The sequence below is a fragment of the Pseudomonas sp. MF09156 genome (genome assembly GCF_059862305.1).
The window spans coordinates 514,432-534,495 of record NZ_JCBCUR010000001.1 but is presented as its reverse complement, the minus strand read 5'-3'; the positions used below and the strand labels follow the sequence as shown (position 1 = coordinate 534,495).

Below are 20,064 nucleotides of genomic sequence, written 5' to 3'. Positions count from 1 at the left end.
GTCAGCGCCTCCAACTCGTCGATGGTCAACTCCGACGAACAGGCCAACCGCACCAACAGTGTCGCGGCAGCGATCAACCAGTTGGGCGCCGCCGCCCAGGAAATTGCCCGTAATGCCGCGCAGGCCTCGCACCAGGCCAGCGATGCCCGCCACCTGGCCGAAGATGGCCAGCAAGTGGTGGAGCGCAACATCAAGGCCATGACGCAACTGTCCGAAATGATCAGCGCCTCCAGCAGCAATATCGAGGCGCTCAACAGCAAGACCGTGAATATCGGGCAGATCCTCGAAGTGATCACCAGTATTTCCCAGCAAACCAACCTCCTGGCGCTCAACGCGGCCATCGAGGCGGCGCGCGCCGGGGAAGCCGGACGCGGGTTTGCGGTGGTGGCCGACGAGGTGCGCAACCTGGCCCATCGCACCCAGGAGTCGGCGCAACAGGTGCAAAAGATGATCGAGGAGCTGCAAGTCGGCGCCCGAGACTCAGTCAGCACCATGAGCGAAAGCCAGCGCCACAGCCTCGACAGCGTAGAAATCGCCAACCTGGCAGGCGAACGCCTGAGCAGCGTGACCCAGCGTATCGGGGAAATCGACGGCATGAACCAATCGGTGGCCACCGCCACCGAGGAGCAGACCTCGGTGGTGGAGTCGATCAACATCGATATCACCGAGATCAATACGCTCAACCAGGAAGGCGTGGAAAACCTGCACTCCACCTTGCGCGCCTGCTCTGACCTGGAGCAGCAAGCGGCACGCTTGAAACAACTGGTGGGGAGCTTCCGTATCTAAACCCGAGGACATCGCAAATCAACTGTAGGAGCCGCCTCGCTCAGGCTCGACAGCTCCTACATTCAATCTGCGTTGTGTTTACCAGGGCCGGGCTTGTCGTGCGGCTCTGACTCTTCCTGCAATTGCTCCCACAAACGGGCGGCGTCGGGGAAATCCGTGCCGTCCTCGGCATCCAGGGCATCCGGATCGTAGCGGCTCAAGCAACCCTCGCCCAAGGTGGCGGGTGCCTTGGAGGTGGCTTTATCCAGGGGATCACTCATCGTTCGACCCTCATAGCTGACACAAATAAAAAGGGCCTGGGTGATTTAACGCCCAGGCCCTTTTTGCTTTATCAGAACACTACAGTCTTGTTGCCGTGTACCAGCACGCGGTCCTCCAGGTGATAGCGCAGGCCACGGGCCAGGACCATCTTTTCGACATCGCGGCCGAAGCGCACCATGTCTTCAATGCTGTCGCTATGGCTGACGCGTACCACGTCCTGCTCGATGATGGGACCTGCGTCCAGCTCTTCGGTGACGTAGTGGCAGGTTGCGCCAATCAGCTTCACACCGCGCAGGGACGCCTGGTGGTACGGCTTGGCCCCGACAAACGACGGCAGGAAGCTGTGGTGGATGTTAATCACCTTGCCTGCATATTCGCGGCACAGTTCCGGCGGCAGGATTTGCATGTAGCGCGCCAGCACCACGACGTCCGCTTCATGCTGCTCGACCAGGCGCGAGACTTCGGTGAAGGCTGGCTGTTTGTTCTGCGCGTCGACCGGCACGTGGTAGTACGGAATGCCGTGCCACTCGACCATGCTGCGCAGGTCATCGTGGTTGGAAATCACGCAAGCGATCTCACAGTCCAGTTCATCGCTGTGCCAGCGGTGCAGCAAGTCCGCCAGGCAATGGGACTCGCGGCTGGCCATCAGGACCACACGCTTTTTCTGCTCGGTGTCGGTGATGCGCCATGTCATCGAGAACTCTTCGGCGATCGGTGCAAATGCCTCGCGAAATGCCTCCAGGCCAAAGGGCAGCGTGTCGGCACGGATTTCGTGGCGCATGAAAAACCAACCGCTGAGATTGTCCGAGTGATGACTCGCTTCGGTGATCCAGCCGTTGTGAGAGGCCAGAAAGTTACTGACTTTAGCGACGATACCAACCCGATCCGGGCAGGCAATCACCAGACGAAAAGTGCGCATTAGGGGCAAACTCCAGAACTTCGCAAAGGCCGCCATTCTAGCGATACCGTAGAAAAACTGCAGTATTCCTCAACGCTTATTCGCGCAATTCCTTGTGGTGTCCCTAAACAGAGTACGGTTTTTACCTGGGCGTTATGTGTGTACAAGCATCTGTTACCACAATTACCCAAGATCTAAGGAGAATATCTTTAGCCGCTCGAGCGCACTAAATAATGCACTCCGAGCCTCTGGCTACAAACATTCAAAGTAAATTACATAAAACCGAGCTTAAATGTTTACTTGGGGAAACTGTCTGACTATTATTAGGCCACTATCCCTGTCCCTCAGCGCCCCGCATAAGGTAGTCCACATGTCCCTGATCAACGAATACCGTGCCACCGAAGAAGCTATCAAAGAGCTGCAAGCCCGTTTGAAGAATCTGTCCCAAGACGACAAACTGCAAACCGAGCTGGAATTCGAAGGCAAATTGCGCACCCTGATGGGTGAATACTCCAAGTCCCTGCGTGACATCATTGCGCTGCTGGATCCGGAATCGAAAGTTAAAGCACCACGCGGCGCGGTAAAAGTTACCGGCACCAAGCGCGCGCGTAAGGTCAAGCAGTACAAAAACCCGCACAACGGCGAAGTGATTGAAACCAAAGGTGGCAACCACAAAACTCTGAAAGAGTGGAAAGCCAAGTGGGGCGGTGACGTGGTTGAAGGCTGGGCTACCCTGCTGGGCTAAGGCTCGCCAGGTCGCCACCTGATTCGCGACACAATAAAAAACGCCAGTTCGCTGGCGTTTTTTATTGCCCACTGTTTATCAAAGGTCGATTACAGGCTCAGCCGCCGGCGTAAAGCATCAACATATTCTTGCCATTCATCCAGTACCTGGCGCTGAAACGATGTAGCACTAACGTCCAATTCAAGCCTGGCCTTATTGAAACTCTCGAGGGTATTGGGGGCACCGTAATCCGCGTCTGACAAGCGTTGCTGACAGAACAATTTCCAGCGTTGTTGCTCTTCATCGTCCAAGGTGTACGCAAAGTTACGGGCACGATAGCGAAACAATAATTCCGGCAAACGATGATCATCAAAAGGCCACTGCTGGCGCGCTAGTTGCGCAGGTTCGGCAGTGCGGACTTGTTCACATAACCGCCGATCCCGATCACCAATAAAACCATCGTAGAGCTGTTGCTCCGGGTCAGCGCTGGCGGCGAAATCTTCTTCGGCATAAATCGCCGGCAATTTATCCCGCCAAAGTTCCTGTGCGTCAGTTAGCCGCAGCGCCCGGGCCTGATATTCAGGCATGTCCAGGTTCAAACGCTGCTGATCTTGCGCGCGCAATACACTCAGCGGCGCGACCACCGGGCAACGATTGATATGCACTAATTTGAGCGGCACCGGCAATTCGCCGTCGGCCAACTCATCGCGCCGGGTGTACAGGCGCCGGCGCAGGGTTTCGGCATCCAGGTCCAGCAGGCCCTGTGGGTCGAGCCCCAGGTCACAGACAATCAACGCGTTGCGATTGCGCGGATGCCAAGCCAACGGCAGGACCACTCCCAGGTAATGACGCTCGGCAGAAAAACGCCCGGAAATATGCACCATGGGCTGCAACAGGCGGATCTGATCCATGACCCGCTGTTTACTGCGCAGTTGAAACAACCAGTCGTACAACTTGGGTTGTTTTTCCCGGACCAATCGCGCCAGGGCAATGGTGGCGCGCACGTCGGCCAAGGCCTCGTGGGCCTGGCCATGGTCGATCCCGTTGGCCTGGGTCAAGCGCTCCAGCTTGAGGGTCACGCGCCCGTCCTGCTCGGGCCAGACGATTCCGTCTGGGCGCAGGGCATAGGCCGTGCGCAGCACATCGATCAAGTCCCAGCGACTGTTGCCGCCCTGCCATTCCCGAGCATAGGGGTCGAAAAAATTGCGGTACAAGCTGTAGCGGGTCATTTCGTCGTCGAAACGCAGGGTGTTGTAACCCGCGCCGCAAGTGCCGGGGGCCGCCAGCTCAGCATGCACCCGCGTCATGAAGTCGGCTTCGGCCAGGCCTTTTTCCGCCAGTTGGCCAGGGGTAATGCCGGTGATCATGCATGCCGCCGGGTGCGGCAGGATATCGTCGCTGGGCTGGCAATAGAGGTTGACCGGCGGCCCTACCTCGTTGAGGTCATGGTCGGTGCGAATTCCCGCAACCTGCAGCGGGCGGTCGCTGCGCGGGTTGATGCCGGTGGTTTCATAGTCGTACCAGAAGATCGAGGTCACGGGCTATTCCTGTGCTGAAGACCGACAAAGTCTAGGCGCTGGACGCCGCCCGGGGCCAGCGCCATGTGCACTGGATAAACATTCAGTGAAACCTTGGCGCATTTTCAGGTGTTACTTGCAGCGATGACACTGCTAGCATCGACCTCTCATTTTCGCCGGCCGCCCGATGAGATTGCCCATGCCCAGCCACGCCGTACTGCCAGGGAATGCAATGCCCACCGCCCCATTGGACACTCGCTACCAGATCGAGACCCCGGAAGGCATCGACCTGCCCTTGCGCCCCGCCGGGCTGATGCCCCGGGCGCTGGCATTCGGCTTCGACCTGGGCCTGCGCGGCCTGATCCTCGGCATCCTGTTCATCGCCCTGGCGTTTCTCGGCGACCTGGGCATCGGCCTGGGCTCGATCCTGCTGTTCCTCGTCAGTTGGTGGTACATGGTGCTGTTCGAAGTGCTCAACCAGGGCTGTTCACCGGGCAAGCAGATCATGGGCCTGCGCGTGGTACAGGATGACGGCACGCCCATTGGCTGGTCCGCCTCCTTGATCCGCAACCTGCTGCGTTTTGTCGATATGTTGCCGTTCGGCTATTTCCTCGGCGCCATCAGTTGCCTGCAACATCCCCACTTCAAACGCCTGGGCGACATCGCAGCCGGGACCCTGGTGGTTTACCGCGAACAGCCCGTGGCCCGCCCTCTCTTGCCCCAGGCCCCGGCATTGCGCCTGCCCTTTGCCCTGGCGTTGAACGAGCAGCGCGCGATCCTCGGTTTTGCCGAGCGCCAGGGTGAACTGTCCGCCGAGCGCACCCAAGAGCTAGCGGCGATTCTGGCCACGCCCTTGCAGGTTTCCCCGGCACGCGCCGTGGACCAGCTCAATGGCGTGGCCCGCGGCCTGCTGGGGCCGACATGAAACAGAGCCTGTTCGAAAACCGTCACCAGCCGCACTGGCAAGCCTTTGCCGCGCAACTGGCATTGCTTGAGCAAGGCAAGGCCAAGGCCCAGGAGCTGACGCACTTCCCCCATGATTACCGACGCCTGTGCCAGCACCTGGCGTTGGCGCAGGAGCGTGGCTACAGCAGCTACCTGGTAGACCCGTTGCAACAGCTGGCCCTGCGCGGCCATCAACAGCTGTATCGCCATCGCAGCCAGCTCGGCGCCAAGGTCCTGGGCTTCCTGCTGGCCGACTTTCCCCGCACGGTCCGCGAACAATGGCGCTTCGTGCTGGTGGCCAGCCTGCTGTTCTTTGGCAGCCTGGTCGGCATTGCCCTGCTGGTCTATCTGTTCCCCGACCTGATCTACACCATCGTCAGTACCCAGCAAGTGACCGAGATGCAAACCATGTACGACCCCGACGCCAGTCGCCTGGGGCGCGCGGCCGAGCGGGCCTCGAGTGAGGACTGGATGATGTTCGGCTACTACGTGATGCACAACATCGGCATCGCGTTCCAGACCTTTGCCGGCGGCCTGCTGTTTGGCCTGGGCAGCGTGTTCTTCCTGTTTTTCAATGGCCTGATGATCGGGGCCATCGCCGGGCACCTGACCGAAATCGGCTACGGGCAAACCTTCTGGTCCTTTGTCATCGGCCACGGCGCGTTTGAACTGACGGCCATCGCCCTGGCCGGTGCGGCCGGCCTGCAACTGGGCTGGGCGTTGATCGCACCGGGAGCATTGCCCCGGGGGGAAGCACTGCGCCTGGCAGCCAGTAAAAGCGTGCAAATGATCTGCGGGGTGATTCTGTTCCTGCTGATCGCGGCCTTTATAGAAGCCTATTGGTCCTCCACCACAGCCGTGGAGCCCTGGGGCAAATACTTGGTGGGCGCGGCGCTCTGGGCGATGGTGATCGCCTATCTGCTGTTCGCCGGCAGGAGTCATCATGCGCCTGAGTGACGCCAGCGTGGTGATTCGCCCCCGCTCCTCGTGGGAAGCCATGGACCTCGGAGTGTTGCTCGCCCGTGAGCACCGCGTGCTCTTGATGAGCAGTTGGGCCTTGGTCAGCCTGCCGATTTTTATCCTGATCAGCGTCGTGCTGTGGGACTACCCCTCCGTTGCCGTGCTGTTGTTCTGGTGGTTGAAACCGGCCTTTGAGCGCCTGCCGCTGTATATCCTGTCCAAAGCGCTGTTTGGCGAGACGCCGACGCTCAAACAGGCGCTGCGCCAATGGCCACGGCTGCTCAAGGGGCAACTGCTGGCCAGCCTGACCTGGCGGCGCTTTAGCCTCAGTCGCAGCTTTGCCATGCCCGTGATGCAACTTGAGGGCCTCGGCGGCCTGGCCCGCCAACAACGGCTGGGTGTGCTGCTGCAACGCAATGCCGGCGCGGCGCGCTGGCTGACGCTGATCGGCATGCACCTGGAAACGGCGCTGTGGATCGGCTTGATGGCGCTGTTCTACCTGTTCCTGCCGCAACAGGTAGAGCTGGACTGGGACTGGCAGCAACTGGCATTGGCCAGCAGCCAGGACTGGCTCTGGCTGGAGCACCTGAGCAATGCCTTCTACGCCCTGATCCTGGTGTTCTGGGAACCGATCTACGTGGCATGTGGATTCAGCCTCTACCTGAACCGGCGTACCGTGCTTGAAGCCTGGGACCTGGAATTGGTGTTCCGCCGCCTGCGCCAGCGCCTGGGGTCGGCAGTGGCCGCCCTGTTGCTGGCTGTCGGCCTGCTAGTGATCGCGCCAACTCCCCAGGCCATGGCCAACCCGCCGGTCGACTCAAAACCGTTGAGCACGCCGCAAGCCAGTCAATCGATCAAGCGCCTGCTGGAACAACCCCCGTTCAAGAATCCGCAAACCGTTACCCGCTACCGTTTCGGCGAGGACAAGAGCAGCAGCAACGCCAAGTCCCCGGGAGGTGCCCATCTGCCGGCCTGGCTCAAATCCTTGCTGGACAATCTCAACAGCGACACCTTCAAGCCCCTGGCCCTGGTGATGGAGGTGCTGCTCTGGGGCCTGCTGATCGCCGGCATTGCCCTGGTTGCCTGGCGTTATCGTGATTGGCTGCACGCCTTTGTCAGTCGTCGCCGCGTCCAACGCCCCAAGGCCGTGCAGCCCGTGCCGTCGCAACTGTTCGGCCTGGACATGGGCGTGCAGACCTTGCCCGAGGATATTGCCGGTGCCGCCGAACAACTGTGGGCCACACAGCCCCGTGAGGCCCTTGGCCTGCTGTATCGCGGCCTGCTGAGCCGGCTGCTGCATGACTTCCACCTGCCACTGAAAAACGCCGATACCGAAGGCCAGGTCCTGGAACGGGTGCGCCACTTGCAACAGCCGCAATTGCTGGCCTTTAGCGACGACCTGACCCGGCACTGGCAAAACCTCGCCTACGGCCATCGCATACCGCCTGCCCTGGCCCAGCAACAGCTCTGCGCCGGTTGGCGCAGCTTGTTCGACAGCGAGGCCGCGCGATGAACCGGCCACTGATCTGGATTGGACTGATCCTGGCTTGCCTGCTGACGGCCGGGAGCTTCTATGCCTGGCACAAGGCGATTCCCTACGAAGAAGTGGTTGACCGCGGGCCCTCACCTGAAGCCCAGGCCAACCCCTACCTGGCGGCGGAACACTTCCTACGCCAGCAAGGCTTGGCCATCGAGCATGCCCGCAGCCTGGAACGCCTGGCCACCCTGCCCGCCAAGGGCGGCAGCCTGCTGTTGCTCAGCGAACGCAGCAACATGACCCCGCGCCAGGTTGACCAGTTGTTGGAGTGGACCAAGGCTGGCGGCCATCTGCTGCTGGTGGCCGAAGCCATATGGGATGAAGAAACCCAGGACAGCGGCGACCTGCTGCTCGATCGCCTGCAGTTGCGCCAGGCCTTCAGCGATGACTTTGACCAGCCGCCCCCCGCCCGCAAGAACAAGAAATCGGACCTGACACGGCTGTATGTCGATAACGAAACCGCGCCGGCGTTTTTCAGTTTCGACACTGACTTCACCCTGATCGACCCCAGGCACCTGGCACAGTTTTCGGCCAACAGCGCCAAGTCCAGCCACCTGATGCAACTCGATCTCGGGCTGGGTCGTGTAACAGTGATCACCGACAGCGAGCTGTGGAAGACCCCGGCCATCGGCTTGCACGACAACGCCTGGCTGCTGTGGTACCTGACCCAGGGCAGCGATGTCACCCTGCTATCGAACACGGACGTCGAAAACCTGTTCAGTCTGGTGCTGCGGTATTTCCCCCAGGCCCTGGTAGCACTGGCCGCCTTGACTCTGCTGGGGTTGTGGCGCGCCGGCGTGCGCCAGGGGCCCATCCAGGCGCCAGCCCCGAAAGCCCGCCGTCAATTGCAGGAACACCTGAATGCCAGTGCCGACTTCCTGCTGCGCCGCAGCGGGCAAAACAGCCTGTTGCAAGCCTTGCAGCGCGACATCCTGCGTTCCGCACGTCGCCGCCACCCCGGATTCGAACAGTTAGATACCGCAGGACAATGGCAGGCCCTTGAGCGCCTGACCCGCCAACCCGCTTCAATTATCAGCCAGGCCCTGGGCCCACTCCCGGCAAAACGGCTTTCCAGCGCCGATTTCAGCCGCCAGGTGGCCTGCCTGCAAACCCTCAGGAATGCCCTATGAGCGATTCTCCAGTGGATTTACCCAATACCCTCGACACCGGGCGCGCCACCCAACTCGCCCAGGCGCTGCGCACCGAGTTGCGCAAGGCAGTGATTGGCCAGGATGCGGTGATCGATGACGTACTGACCGCGTTGATCGCCGGCGGCCATGTGCTGCTCGAAGGCGTACCCGGCCTGGGCAAGACCTTGCTGGTACGGGCCCTGGCGCGCTGCTTTGACGGCGACTTCGCACGCATCCAGTTCACCCCGGACCTGATGCCCAGCGATGTCACAGGCCATGCGGTGTACGACCTGCACACCGAGCAATTCAAGCTGCGCAAAGGGCCGTTGTTCACCCATTTGCTACTGGCGGACGAGATCAACCGGGCCCCGGCGAAAACCCAGGCCGCCCTGCTCGAAGCCATGCAGGAACGACAGGTCACTCTCGAGGGTGAAGCCTTGCCCATCGGCCAGCCGTTCATGGTGCTGGCCACCCAGAACCCCATCGAACAGGAAGGCACTTACCCACTACCGGAGGCCGAACTCGACCGGTTCATGCTCAAGGTACGCATGGACTACCCAGAGGCGCAGCAAGAGCTGGATATGGTGCGCGAAGTGACTCGTTCCTCCGGCGCCGATATGCTCGACGTACAGCCATTGCGCACCGTGCTGCAAGCCAATGATGTACTGCTGTTGCAACAGGTCGCCAGTGAGCTGCCGTTGGATGACCAGGTACTCGACTACGCCGTGCGCCTGGCCCGGACCACCCGCACCTGGCCCGGCCTGGCCCTTGGCGCCGGGCCTCGCGCCTCCATCGCCCTGGTACGTGGTGCCCGCGCCCGGGCTCTGCTGCGCGGTGGCGAGTTCGTGACCCCGGACGACATCAAGAGTTGCGCGCTGGCAGTGTTGCGCCATCGCGTACGCTTCGCCCCGGAGCTGGATATCGAAGGCCTCGAGGTGGATCAGGTACTGGCCCAACTGCTCGACCAAGTGCCGGCGCCACGCCAGTGACATGCCCATGAGACCTACTCGCCTGTTGCTGGCCTGGCTCGCGGTGCTGCTGGGCCTGAACATCGCCCTCGGAACGGCCACGGCCCTGCAACTCAAGGTGCCGGCCGCCCTGCACTCCGTGGCCTGGGGCCTGCTCCTGGCGCTGCTTTTGCTGGCATTGCTCGATGCTGCCCGCCTGAAACGCCGTCCCTCGCCACGCCTGCGGCGGCACATGCCAGGCAGCCTGGCGCTAGGACGCTGGAGCGAGGTGCGGATCACCCTGGAGCATGACTACACACAGCCATTGACGCTGAAGGTGTTTGATCACGTTCCGGATGGTTTGAGCGTGCAGAACCTGCCGCAGTTCATCGCCCTGCGCCCCGGTGAACACAGTGACCTGGGCTACCGCCTGCGCCCCTTGAGCCGTGGGCATTTCAGCTTTGAGCGCTGTGAGGTGCATCTGCCCAGCCCCCTGGGATTGTGGACCGCAAAACGCCAGGTATCGGTCAAGGATGCAACCCGGGTTTACCCGGACTTTGCCCGCCTGTACGGTGCGCAGTTACTGGCGGTAGACAACTGGCTCAGCCAACTGGGTGTACGCCAGCGCCAGCGTCGCGGCCTGGGCCTGGAGTTTCATCAGCTGCGCGAATTTCGCGAGGGCGACAGCCTGCGCCAGATCGACTGGAAGGCCACGGCACGGCAACGCACGCCGATTGCCCGGGAATACCAGGATGAGCGCGACCAGCAGATTATGTTCATGCTCGATTGCGGCCGACGGATGCGCAGCAAGGACGGCGAACTGTCACATTTCGACCACGCCCTCAACGCCTGCCTGCTGCTCAGCTATGTGGCCTTGCGCCAGGGCGATGCCGTGGGCCTGTGTACCTTCGCCTGCGACCAGCCGCGCTACCTGGCACCAGTCAAGGGCAGCGGTCAGTTGAACCAGTTGCTCAACGCGGTATACGACCTGGACAGCACCCGGCGCACGGCCGATTACCAGGCTGCCGCCAATCAGCTGCTGGCCCGCCAGAAACGGCGGGCGCTGGTGATCGTAGTGACCAACCTGCGCGATGAGGACGATGAGGAACTACTGACGGCCGTCAAGCGCATCGGCCGCCAGCACCGGGTATTGGTGGCGAGCCTGCGCGAAGGAGTGCTGGATCAATTGCGCCAGGCCCCCGTGCAGACCTTGGCGCAGGCGCTGGCCTACTGTGGCAGCGTCGATTACCTCAATGCACGGGAAGAACTTCATGACCGCCTCAAGGCGCAGGGCCTGATGGTAATGGATGCCCATCCCTCTGAGCTGGGCGCCGACCTGGTAACCCGATATCTGGGCTGGAAAAAAGCCGGCGTGTTGTGAGCGGCGTGTGACGCTAGGCCGAAGCCTGCAAGGGGTCAAAGCTGAAGTACTGCAACAGCGCAACAATCAGCTGACCGTACTCCGCGGGCGCCTCCAACACGCAAAACCCCGAGTCGTAATGCCGGGGGTTGATATCTTCACGACTCCACAGGCAGGTCGCAGTGAAATCAACGGTGTGCATATCACCCTCAGGACCTGGAATCTTCAAGCGCAGATCAAAATCCACGTTGACCATCATGGGTAATTGGCTGACTAGCATCAGCCCTTCACTGGAAATATTACCCAAGTAACCGATGGGCTTACCTGTGAAGCGATTGAACACCTCTAAAAAATAGGGCAACTGGTGCCGCTCAATCCGTCGGTCAGTCAACATGATCAGATCGCCGTCCAATGGCCAAGACTGTGGCCGTTGCTGTGATTCGGGCCGGGAAGCTACATGCCCCCCCGCTCTCCTGGATCCCGGTGCAACAGCGGCCCCTGCCCTGTCACTCTACAACCACCGAATCCTGTTTTTGTGTCTGTTTGAATTGAAAGTTATACAAACGCACTTCAAAAGAATAGCCCAACTCTGGCAAGAGGCCAGCAATTAAATGGCGTATATCATCACAAGGCTGCAGGTCGCGCGCGCGCTGCACTTGCGCCAGGGTAATGCCCCAGTTGTTGCAGCGTATCCAGGCGTGCACGGGCCCGGAACGCGTACTCACTCGATGGGTACTGGCTAATGATGAACTGATAAGTCTGCACCGCATCCACAAACAACTTCTGCCGTTCCAGGCACTGCCCACGCAGCATCGAGACTTCCGGCTGCACGTAGCGACGGGACCGGCTTTCACGGTCGACCTGGGACAATTCCAGGGTGACCCGCTCACAATCGCCCACGTTGTAGGCACGGTAGGCATTGTTCAAATGATGGTCCATCGACCAACGGGTACAGCCGACAACACTGACGGCCAGGGCAGCAATGATCAAAACTCGCATGGGGTGTTCTCCTGTCTTGAGCAGTGTATCGACCCTTGGGCGAAAATCTTCAAGGTTGTTCGTCTGGCGTCATAGAGTGAAAACAAGCGAATCGACAATAAGTAGTGCAAACGAACAATGACTACAGCCAAAGAGCATAGTAGCCTTCCCCAGCGCTAGAACTCAGGAGTCCGTGCATGTCCGTCCGTCGTACCAAAATCGTCGCCACCCTTGGCCCGGCCAGTAACTCGCCGGAAGTCCTCGAACAGCTGATTCTGGCTGGCCTGGACGTTGCCCGTCTGAACTTCTCCCACGGCACCCCGGACGAGCACAAGGCTCGCGCCAAGCTGGTACGTGACCTCGCCGCCAAGCATGGCCGCTTCGTCGCGCTGCTGGGTGACCTGCAAGGTCCGAAGATCCGTATCGCCAAATTCGCCAACAAGCGCATTGAGCTGAAGATCGGTGACAAATTCACCTTCTCCACCAGCCATCCGCTGACCGAAGGCAACCAGCAAGTCGTGGGTATCGACTACCCGGACCTGGTGAAAGACTGCGGCGTCGGCGACGAACTGCTGCTGGACGACGGCCGTGTGGTCATGCGTGTCGACACCGCCACCGTCACCGAGCTCAACTGCACCGTGATCATCGGCGGCCCGCTGTCCGACCACAAAGGCATCAACCGTCGCGGTGGTGGCCTGACTGCACCGGCCCTGACCGAAAAAGACAAGGCTGACATCAAGCTCGCCGCCGAAATGGAAGTGGACTACCTCGCCGTGTCCTTCCCACGCGACGCCGCCGACATGGAGTACGCCCGCCAACTGCGCGACGAAGCCGGCGGTACTGCCTGGCTGGTGGCGAAGATCGAGCGCGCCGAAGCCGTGGCCGACGACGAAACCCTCGACGGCCTGATCAAGGCGTCCGATGCAGTGATGGTTGCCCGTGGCGACCTCGGCGTGGAAATCGGTGACGCGGAGCTGATCGGCATCCAGAAGAAAATCATCCTGCACGCACGCCGCCACAATAAAGCGGTGATCGTTGCGACCCAGATGATGGAGTCGATGATCCAGAACCCGATGCCGACCCGTGCCGAAGTGTCCGACGTGGCCAACGCCGTGCTCGACTACACCGACGCCGTGATGCTCTCGGCAGAAAGTGCTGCCGGCCCGTACCCGCTGGAAGCGGTCCAGGCCATGGCGCGTATCTGCGTCGGCGCTGAAAAGCACCCGACCAGCAAGACCTCCAGCCACCGCATCGGCAAAGTGTTCGAAAGCTGCGACCAGAGCATCGCCCTGGCCGCCATGTACACCGCCAACCACTTCCCGGGCGTAAAGGCGATCATCGCCCTGACCGAAAGTGGCTACACGCCGTTGATCATGTCGCGCATCCGTTCCTCGATCCCGATCTACGCGTTCTCCCCGCACCGCGAAACCCAGGCCCGCGCGGCCATGTTCCGTGGCGTCTACACCGTACCGTTCGACCCGGCGTCGCTGCCGCCTGAGCAAGTCAGCCAGGCTGCCATCGACGAACTGCTCAAGCGTGGCGTAGTCGAGAAAGGCGATTGGGTGATCCTGACCAAGGGCGACAGCTACCACACCATCGGTGGCACCAACGGCATGAAGATCCTGCACGTTGGCGACCCAATGGTCTGAGTGACTGACCTGCTCAAAGCAAAGGCCCTGGCATGTGAATGCCAGGGCCTTTTGCATTCCAAAGGAGAGTGATTGATTGACTGCAAAGGCCCGCTCCCACATTGCAATGCATTTCAAATGCACACGGTGAGTTCTCGCAGATAGCCATCAGCGCTCAACCACGGGGCAGGAACACATCGGCCAGCAGTTGATTACGCGGCAAGCCAGCCAGGAACAGGCGCTTGGAAAACGCCTCGACACTGCTGGGGTGCCCGCAGAGCAAGGCCATGGTTTGCCGGGAAACAAGCCGCAGTTGCGCCAAGGCACCGGCCAACTGCGCCGCCGTCCACAGTTCGATGGTGAGGTTGCCGTGGCTGGCGGCAAGTTGGGCCAGGGGCTCGGCCAGATAATGCCCGTCCGTATCATGGGCCAGGTGAATCACGCGGATAGCGCCCTGGTGATCCTGGCGCAGGGCTTCGCGCAACACGCCCCACAGCGGCCCCAGCCCCGTGCCGGATGCCAGCAGCCACAGCGGCCGCGCTTGCCAGTCCGGATCGTAATGCAACGCCCCGCCGCGCAATTCGCCCAGGCGTAATGGGTCACCGGCCTCAAGCCGGCGGGCACGATCGCTGAACTCGCCGGGCAGGCGGCAATCGAGGTGGAACTCCAAAAACGGATCTTCCTGGGGCAGGCTGGCCAGGGAATAAGGCCGCGCCACCGTCCCCGCCCACAACACCAGGTGCTGCCCGGCCCGGTAACGCAGCCCGTGCTGGGGTTGCAGGCGCAGGCGCAACACCGTCGGGTTCAGCCAATCGGCGCTCAGCACCGTTGCCGCCGCGCCGTCGCGCAAGGGGTCAAAGGCCTCGACCTGTACATCACCTGTGACCTGGCACTGGCAGGCCAGGCGCCAACCGTCCTGGCGCTGGGCCGGGCTCAGGGCGTCGGGTTGCTTGTCCTCGACCTCACCCCGGCAACGCACCAGGCAGGCATGGCAACTGCCCGCGCGGCAACTGTAAGGCACGGCCACACCGGCCTGGTTCAAAGCATCCAGCAGATTGCTGCCGGTGGAGACCGACCACTGGCGTTCGCCGACGTGCAGTTCAGGCATGAAAGGCCTCGAATCAAAATGTGCGATCACTGTAACTGCTTTTTGCAGGAGCCGGCTCCTAGGGTGGTCGGGAGAGTTTGACCATCGTCGGGTGTATCGGCCATCGCGCCGGGTTATACTGCCGCGCCTTTTTAGCGTCGCGCCAGCACTACCCGGCGTGCCTTGGAAAAGGTGGCTTCAGCGACCGATACACCCATCTGAAGCCACCTTTATTGAATGTTCCCTTATAGAGGAGCGCGACTCATGACCGTGATCAAGCAAGACGACCTGATTCAGAGCGTTGCCGACGCCCTGCAATTCATTTCCTACTACCACCCCGTTGACTTCATCCAGGCAATGCACGAAGCCTACCTGCGCGAAGAATCGCCGGCCGCCCGTGACTCCATGGCCCAGATCCTGATCAACTCGCGCATGTGTGCCACCGGCCACCGCCCGATCTGCCAGGACACCGGGATCGTCACCGTGTTCGTGCGCGTGGGCATGGATGTACGCTGGGATGGCGCCACCATGGGCCTGGACGACATGATCAACGAAGGCGTGCGTCGCGCCTACAACCTGCCGGAAAACGTGCTGCGTGCCTCGATCCTCGCCGACCCGGCCGGCGCGCGCAAAAACACCAAGGACAACACCCCGGCCGTGATCCACTACTCCATCGTCCCGGGTAACACCGTGGAAGTGGACGTGGCCGCCAAGGGCGGTGGTTCCGAGAACAAGTCGAAAATGGCCATGCTCAACCCGTCCGACTCCATCGTCGACTGGGTGCTCAAGACCGTTCCGACCATGGGTGCCGGCTGGTGCCCACCGGGCATGCTCGGCATCGGCATCGGCGGTACCGCCGAGAAAGCCGCCGTCATGGCCAAGGAAGTGTTGATGGAATCCATCGACATCCACGAGCTGAAAAAGCGCGGCCCGTCCAACCGTATCGAAGAGATGCGCCTGGAGCTGTTCGAGAAGGTCAACCAACTGGGGATCGGCGCCCAGGGCCTGGGTGGCCTGACCACCGTGCTCGACGTGAAGATCATGGATTACCCGACCCACGCCGCTTCGCTGCCGGTGTGCATGATCCCCAACTGCGCCGCCACCCGTCACGCGCACTTCGTGCTCGACGGTTCCGGTCCGGCCTCGCTCGAAGCGCCGCCGCTGGACGCCTACCCGGAAATTGTCTGGGAAGCCGGCCCGTCGGCCCGCCGCGTCAATCTCGACACCCTGACCCCGGAAGACGTGCAAAGCTGGAAACCGGGAGAAACCGTACTGCTCAACGGCAAGATGCTCACCGGTCGCGACGCGGCGCACAAGCGTATGGTCGAGATGCTGAACAAGGGTGAAACCCTGCCGGTAGACCTCAAGGGTCGTTTCATCTACTACGTCGGCCCGGTAGATCCGGTGCGCGAAGAAGTGGTTGGCCCGGCTGGCCCGACCACCGCCACGCGGATGGACAAGTTCACCCGCCAGATCCTCGAGCAGACTGGCCTGTTGGGCATGATCGGCAAATCCGAGCGCGGCCCGACCGCCATCGAAGCGATCAAGGACCACAAGGCCGTGTACCTGATGGCAGTCGGCGGTGCGGCCTACCTGGTGGCGCAAGCCATCAAGAAGTCGCGCGTGGTGGCCTTCGCCGAACTGGGCATGGAAGCGATCTACGAGTTCGACGTCAAGGACATGCCGGTCACTGTTGCAGTCGACAGCAAGGGCGAGTCAGTCCACATCACAGGTCCCGCCATCTGGCAGCAAAAGATCAGTGAAAGCCTGGCGGTAGAAGTGCAGTAAGCACGTCCCCGCAAGGATAAAAGGCGACTGTGGCTCCATGCCACAGTCGCCTTTTTTATGACCGGCGATTTTGTGGGAGCGGGCTTGCCCGCGATGCAGGCACTGCGGTCTGGCAGCAGAACGCGTCGATGCAATCGCGGGCAAGCCCGCTCCCACAAGTACTGCGCTCGTCCTGCTGCATGTTATGGTGCTCGCCCCCTACTGCAGCTGTTCATTCTCGTATGATCGCGATCCCTCGCCCATTGCGTTTGACCTTCTACTCCCTGCTGATTATTGCCGGTGCCGTCCTGGCCGCCGCAGTCGCCATGCGCCAGGCGGAACGCCAGTCCCTGGTGGACGATGCCGGCCGTGCGAACCAGCAACTGGCGCTGTATGCCAACTCCTTGCACACCTTGATCGAACGCTACCGCGCCCTACCCGCCGTGCTGGCCTTGGATTCGGAAATGATCCGCGCCCTGAAAGGCCCGCTGGATCCGGCGACCCAGGAGGTGCTCAACCACAAACTGGAGCGCATCAACGGTGCGGCGCAGTCATCGACCCTGGAACTGATGGACCGCACCGGCCTGGCGGTGGCCGCCAGCAACTGGCGCCTGCCCAGCAGTTATGTCGGCCATAACTATGCGTTCCGCCCCTATTTCAGCCAGACCCGCAGCCAGGGCACCGGGCGTTTTTATGCGGTGGGGGTGACCACCGGGATTCCGGGGTACTTCCTTTCCAGCGCGGTGGTGGATGAGCAGGAGCAGTTCATCGGCGCCATGGTGGTGAAACTGGAGTTTCCGGAGCTGGAGCGCGGATGGGCCCAGGGCGACGACCTGTTGCTAGTCAGCGATGCCCGGGGCATCGTGTTTATCGCCAATAAACCCGGATGGCGTTACCGCAACCTGCGTCCGCTGTCGGCCAACGATCTGGCCGAACTCAAGGCCACGCGCCAATACGACAAGAAGCAATTGCAGCCCCTGGACACCCAGACCTTGCAGCGTTTTGACGAGAACAGTCATCTGGTGCGCGTGGCCGGGCCCGAAGGCAACGCCAACTACATCTGGGAGTCCCTGCCCCTCAAAGCCGAAGGCTGGACCCTGCACCTGCTGCGCAAACCCCAGGTGGCCTTTGAAGACCAACGCAACGCCGGCCTCGCCGCGGCGGGCCTGTGGTTGACCCTGGTGTTCCTGGTGCTGTTCCTCAGCCAGCGCTGGCGCTTGGCCCGCTTGCGCCAGCGCAGCCGCGAAGAGCTGGAGCGCCTGGTGGAAGAACGCACCCGCGCCTTGCGCACCGCCCAGGATGGCTTGGTGCAATCGGCCAAGCTGGCGGCGCTGGGACAGATGTCTGCGGCCCTGGCCCATGAAATCAACCAGCCGCTGACCACTCAGCGCATGCAACTGGCTACCTTGCGCCTGCTGCTCGATCACGGGCGCATCGATGACGCCTATCAGGCGCTGACGCCATTGGACGACATGCTCACTCGCATGGCCGCCCTTACCGGCCACCTCAAGACCTTCGCCCGCAAAAGCCCCAGCGGCCTGCGCGAACGCCTGGACCTGGCAACCGTGGTCGACCAGTCCCTGCACTTGCTCGACGCGCGCCTGCGCGACGAAGCCATCGGCACCGTGCTCGACCTGACCCGCCCGGCCTGGGTACGCGGCGATGCCATTCGCCTGGAGCAAGTGCTGATCAACTTGTTGCGCAATGCCCTGGATGCCATGGCCGACAAACCGCGCAAGCGCCTGGAAATCCGCCTGCATGCCGATCAACAACTGTGGCACCTGAGCGTCAGCGACAGCGGCGGCGGCATTGCCGAGGAACACCTGAACAACGTGTTCGACCCGTTCTTCACCACCAAGCCGGTGGGTGACGGGCTCGGGCTCGGGTTGGCGGTGTCCTACGCTATCGTGCATGAACTGGGCGGACGCCTGAGTGCGGCCAATCAGGGCGACGGCGCCGTCTTCACCCTGACCCTGCCCATCGCGCTGGAGGCGCCGGACCTATGCTGAACGCGGTGATCGTGGTTGATGACGAGGCCAGCATCCGCACGGCCGTGGAACAGTGGCTGAACCTCTCCGGGTTCGCGGTGCAGTTGTTCAGCCGCGCCGAGGACTGCCTGGCCCACCTGCCCAGGGACTTTCCCGGGGTGATTCTCAGCGATGTGCGCATGCCGGGCCTCAGCGGCCTGGAGCTGCTGGCCGAAGTACAACGGCGCGATGCCGACCTGCCGGTGATCCTCCTGACCGGCCATGGCGATGTGCCGATGGCCGTCGAAGCCATGCGCGACGGTGCCTACGACTTTCTGGAAAAGCCCTTCAGCCCCGACGCCCTGCTCGCCAGCCTGCGCCGGGCCCTGGACAAGCGCGGGCTGATCCTGGAGAACCGCCGCCTGCACCAACAGGCCGATCATCGCGCCCAACTGGAGTCGAGCCTGCTGGGGGTGTCGCGCAGCCTGCAGAACTTGCGCCGCCAGGTGCTGGACCTCGCCGCCTTGCCGGTCAACGTGCTGATCCGTGGCGAGACCGGCAGCGGCAAGGAACTGGTCGCCCGCTGCCTGCATGACTTCGGGCCACGGGCCAAAAAACCTTTTGTCGCGCTCAACTGTGCGGCGATTCCCGAGCAATTGTTTGAAGCCGAACTGTTCGGCCATGAAAGCGGCGCTTTCACCGGCGCCCAGGGCAAGCGCATCGGCAAGCTGGAGTACGCCGACGGCGGTACGCTGTTTCTCGATGAGATCGAAAGCATGCCTTTGGCCCAGCAGGTAAAACTGCTGCGGGTGCTGCAAGAACAGAAGCTGGAGCGCCTGGGCTCGAACCAGAGCATCAAGGTCGACCTGCGCATCATTGCCGCGACCAAGCCCGACCTGCTGGACGAAGCCCGCGCCGGACGTTTTCGCGAAGACCTGGCCTACCGCCTGACCGTGGCGCAACTGCGCCTGCCGCCGCTGCGTGAGCGCCGCGAAGATATCCCGCTGCTGTTCGACCACTTCACCCAGAGCGCCGCCGAACGCCTGGGCCGTGAGGCCGCGCCCCTCAGCGGGCCGCAATTGGGGCGGCTGCTCAGCCATGACTGGCCGGGCAACGTGCGCGAACTGGCCAACGTTGCCGAACGCCAGGTGCTGGGCCTCGGCGAGCCGGAGCCGGAAGGCATCGAGGCCGGGCAATCCCTGGCGGCCCAGCAGGAAGCGTTCGAAGCCCATTGCCTGAAAGCTGCGCTGACCCGGCACAAGGGCGATATCAAGGCGGTGCTGGCCGAGCTGCAACTGCCACGGCGGACCTTCAATGAAAAGCTGCAGCGCCATGGGCTGACCCGGGAAATGTTTCTGTCGCCCGATTGAGAAGGCCCCTTAGGGCCTCATCGCAGGCAAGCCAGCTCCCACACTTGAATGTATTCGCAAATCAAAATGTGGGAGCTGGCTTGCCTGCGATGAGGATAGCCGCCATAAGCGGATTTCCGCTCATCACCAAAAAACCATCAGCGGCTTTCCGCTCAAAAAAATCCCCCAACCCTTCTAGACCGGGCCTCCCCCTGCTTGGCAC

Annotated in this window: 18 protein-coding genes; 12 read left to right on the top strand and 6 right to left on the bottom strand. The window is 62.0% G+C overall.

Annotation, left to right across the window (positions count from 1 at the left end):
- The first annotated feature begins 21 nt into the window (after window positions 1-21).
- Window positions 22-786, top strand: coding sequence for a methyl-accepting chemotaxis protein (locus tag AC19YY_RS02425; RefSeq protein ID WP_500603941.1), 765 nt, complete (start codon window positions 22-24; stop codon window positions 784-786).
- A 62-nt stretch (window positions 787-848) separates the two neighbouring features.
- Here AC19YY_RS02425 and AC19YY_RS02420 read toward each other — a convergent pair whose 3' ends face one another.
- Together AC19YY_RS02420 and purU are read right to left on the bottom strand one after the other, a co-directional pair.
- Window positions 849-1,046, bottom strand: coding sequence for a hypothetical protein (locus AC19YY_RS02420; protein ID WP_169954652.1), 198 nt, complete (start codon window positions 1,044-1,046; stop codon window positions 849-851).
- Between the two features lie 71 nt (window positions 1,047-1,117).
- The gene (gene purU, locus AC19YY_RS02415) at window positions 1,118-1,966 is read right to left on the bottom strand and encodes a formyltetrahydrofolate deformylase (protein WP_169954651.1); all 849 of its coding nucleotides are present in this window, start codon (window positions 1,964-1,966) and stop codon (window positions 1,118-1,120) included.
- 349 nt (window positions 1,967-2,315) lie between these two features.
- Here purU and mvaT point away from each other — a divergent pair, with 349 nt between their 5' ends.
- A complete protein-coding gene (gene mvaT / locus AC19YY_RS02410) occupies window positions 2,316-2,690 on the top strand; it encodes a histone-like nucleoid-structuring protein MvaT (protein ID WP_029295469.1) in 375 nt (124 codons plus the stop codon).
- Window positions 2,691-2,779: 89 nt separating this feature from the next.
- Here mvaT and sbcB read toward each other — a convergent pair whose 3' ends face one another.
- Window positions 2,780-4,207: an exodeoxyribonuclease I gene (gene sbcB, locus AC19YY_RS02405; RefSeq protein WP_170041890.1), complete on the bottom strand. Its 1,428-nt coding sequence runs from the start codon at window positions 4,205-4,207 to the stop codon at window positions 2,780-2,782.
- 211 nt (window positions 4,208-4,418) lie between these two features.
- Between sbcB and AC19YY_RS02400 the strand changes: the two genes are divergently transcribed.
- The 6 genes from AC19YY_RS02400 to AC19YY_RS02375 are packed head-to-tail and all read left to right on the top strand — an operon-like array spanning window position 4,419 to window position 11,086.
- Complete coding sequence (locus AC19YY_RS02400; protein ID WP_170041889.1) at window positions 4,419-5,111, top strand: RDD family protein; 693 nt, start codon at window positions 4,419-4,421, stop codon at window positions 5,109-5,111.
- Window positions 5,108-6,088, top strand: coding sequence for a stage II sporulation protein M (locus AC19YY_RS02395; protein WP_500603832.1), 981 nt, complete (start codon window positions 5,108-5,110; stop codon window positions 6,086-6,088). The genes AC19YY_RS02400 and AC19YY_RS02395 overlap by 4 nt, the downstream gene beginning before the upstream one ends.
- Window positions 6,075-7,604 carry a DUF4129 domain-containing protein gene (locus AC19YY_RS02390; RefSeq protein WP_500603831.1) on the top strand — a complete coding sequence of 510 codons (1,530 nt, stop codon included), beginning with the start codon at window positions 6,075-6,077 and terminating at the stop codon, window positions 7,602-7,604. Before AC19YY_RS02395 ends, AC19YY_RS02390 begins: the two co-directional genes overlap by 14 nt.
- Window positions 7,601-8,758, top strand: a complete 1,158-nt coding sequence (locus AC19YY_RS02385; protein WP_500603830.1) for a DUF4350 domain-containing protein — start codon at window positions 7,601-7,603, stop codon at window positions 8,756-8,758. The genes AC19YY_RS02390 and AC19YY_RS02385 overlap by 4 nt, the downstream gene beginning before the upstream one ends.
- The gene (locus tag AC19YY_RS02380; RefSeq protein ID WP_500603829.1) at window positions 8,755-9,747 is read left to right on the top strand and encodes an AAA family ATPase; all 993 of its coding nucleotides are present in this window, start codon (window positions 8,755-8,757) and stop codon (window positions 9,745-9,747) included. Before AC19YY_RS02385 ends, AC19YY_RS02380 begins: the two co-directional genes overlap by 4 nt.
- Before the next feature lie 7 nt (window positions 9,748-9,754).
- A complete protein-coding gene (locus AC19YY_RS02375; RefSeq protein ID WP_500603828.1) occupies window positions 9,755-11,086 on the top strand; it encodes a DUF58 domain-containing protein in 1,332 nt (443 codons plus the stop codon).
- Window positions 11,087-11,099: 13 nt separating this feature from the next.
- On the opposite strand, the gene AC19YY_RS02370 is transcribed toward AC19YY_RS02375, so the two are convergent.
- Together AC19YY_RS02370 and AC19YY_RS02365 are read right to left on the bottom strand one after the other, a co-directional pair.
- Window positions 11,100-11,459 (bottom strand): PilZ domain-containing protein, encoded by a 360-nt coding sequence (locus tag AC19YY_RS02370; protein ID WP_500603940.1) that lies wholly within the window; start codon window positions 11,457-11,459, stop codon window positions 11,100-11,102.
- 230 nt (window positions 11,460-11,689) lie between these two features.
- Window positions 11,690-12,064, bottom strand: a complete 375-nt coding sequence (locus AC19YY_RS02365) for a tol-pal system YbgF family protein (protein ID WP_170041883.1) — start codon at window positions 12,062-12,064, stop codon at window positions 11,690-11,692.
- A gap of 176 nt (window positions 12,065-12,240) precedes the next feature.
- On the opposite strand from AC19YY_RS02365, the gene pyk reads away from it, so the two are divergent.
- Entirely contained in the window at window positions 12,241-13,692 is a 1,452-nt protein-coding gene (gene pyk, locus AC19YY_RS02360) for a pyruvate kinase (protein WP_029295454.1), read from the top strand.
- Between the two features lie 154 nt (window positions 13,693-13,846).
- On the opposite strand, the gene AC19YY_RS02355 is transcribed toward pyk, so the two are convergent.
- Entirely contained in the window at window positions 13,847-14,779 is a 933-nt protein-coding gene (locus tag AC19YY_RS02355) for an iron-sulfur-binding ferredoxin reductase (RefSeq protein WP_170041882.1), read from the bottom strand.
- A gap of 243 nt (window positions 14,780-15,022) precedes the next feature.
- Between AC19YY_RS02355 and AC19YY_RS02350 the strand changes: the two genes are divergently transcribed.
- From AC19YY_RS02350 to AC19YY_RS02340, 3 genes are all read left to right on the top strand, one after another.
- Complete coding sequence (locus AC19YY_RS02350; protein WP_131062231.1) at window positions 15,023-16,546, top strand: fumarate hydratase; 1,524 nt, start codon at window positions 15,023-15,025, stop codon at window positions 16,544-16,546.
- 221 nt (window positions 16,547-16,767) lie between these two features.
- A complete protein-coding gene (locus AC19YY_RS02345) occupies window positions 16,768-18,534 on the top strand; it encodes a sensor histidine kinase (protein ID WP_169954641.1) in 1,767 nt (588 codons plus the stop codon).
- Window positions 18,528-19,862 (top strand): sigma-54-dependent transcriptional regulator, encoded by a 1,335-nt coding sequence (locus AC19YY_RS02340; RefSeq protein ID WP_169954640.1) that lies wholly within the window; start codon window positions 18,528-18,530, stop codon window positions 19,860-19,862. Before AC19YY_RS02345 ends, AC19YY_RS02340 begins: the two co-directional genes overlap by 7 nt.
- Window positions 19,863-20,064 lie beyond the last annotated feature (202 nt).